Consider the following 1,402-nt stretch of genomic DNA (forward strand, 5'->3'; position numbering starts at 1 on the left):
AAGAACTGATGCGGACCGCCGACCCGATCGCCCGCAACGCCGCCTGGCTCGACTTCATCAATTCCATCGACCCCGCCGAGTTCGAGTCGGTGGTCGCCTCGTTCCGCGCCATGGGGATGACCGACACCCGCATGACGGAATACGCCATGCTGCTCAGCGCCTGGGCCAAGGAAGACCCGCTCCAGGCGCTCGCCTATGCCGAGGCCAATACCGGCAACCGCTTCGCCCGCAACACCATCCTGACCACTTGGGCCGCCTCCGATCCGGACGGCGCGATCCGCTGGGCCGTCGATCATCATGACGGCGAAGGCGGCAATCCGTGGATGATCGGGGTGATCCAGGGCATCGCCGCCAGCGACCCCACCCGCGCGTCGCAGTTGCTCACCGAAATGGCCTACTCGCAGGAACGCGGGGAAGCCCTCGCCACCCTCTTGCCGACCATCCTGGCCCAAGGCAACGACGCCGCCAAAGCCTGGGCGGAAGGCATCTCCGACGACCAACTGAAGCAGGGCGCGATCGCCCGGGTCGCCGAAACGATGGCCTCGAAGGATCCCGAAGGCACCGCCGCCTGGCTCGCCGCCAACCCCGGCGAGGCCGCCGACCGCTCGATGGACAACGTCGTCTCCGCCTGGATGGAACAGGACCAGGACGCGGCAATCGCCTACTACAAGGCACTACCCAGCGGCGACATGCGCTCCAACGCGCTGCGCGGCGTGGCCAACAGCATGGCCTTGAAGGATCCCCGCGCCGCGGCGGACTTCATCGATGCCAACTCAGGCGACGCCAACGACCGCGTCTACCAGCAGTTCGTCTGGCATTCCTTCGGCGAAGCCCCCGACCTCTCGGCGAGTTACATCGGCAAGATCACCGACACCCGCGAGCAGGAGCGCATGTATGGCCGGATGCTCGACGGCTGGCTGCGCCGCGACTTCGACGCCGCCTCCAGCTGGATCGGCAGCAATCCCCTGCCGGAAAACGTCCAGCAACGCCTCGACCGGCGCATGCAGGAAATCCAGCAGCGCCAGCAATAGCAAGCACCTTGGAGTGCGCCGGCAGAGGGAGCGCAGCGACCGCCGACGGCGCTTTGTTGCGGATGGACTCACCTCCCACGGCCGGCATCACCCCGGCTCCATCCCCACGGATCCCCCCGGCGATCCAACACCGCAACATCCGGACCCGCGCTCCGGTCCCACCAAAGCGGTGTCGGCGCTGCGCTCTGCCACCGCACTCCAAGGTACTTTGGAGTGCGCCGGCAGAGGGAGTTCACGACCGCCGACGGCGCTTTGTGGGGGTTCGACTCACCTCCCACGGCCGGCATCACCCCGGCATCACCCCGGCATCACCCCGGCATCACCCCGGCATCACCCCGGCATCACCCCGGCATCACCCCGGCATCACCCCG

General features: G+C 67.8%; 1 protein-coding gene. It reads left to right on the plus strand.

Annotated features, from left to right (window positions below; translation table 11 throughout):
* On the plus strand, positions 1 to 1,031 hold a 1,031-nt coding region (locus IG178_RS20265; RefSeq protein ID WP_226895631.1), incomplete at its 5' end, for a hypothetical protein.
* Positions 1,032 to 1,402 lie beyond the last annotated feature (371 nt).

Source organism: Neoluteolibacter marinus, from assembly GCF_014904755.1.
GTDB lineage: Bacteria > Verrucomicrobiota > Verrucomicrobiia > Verrucomicrobiales > Akkermansiaceae > Haloferula > Haloferula marina.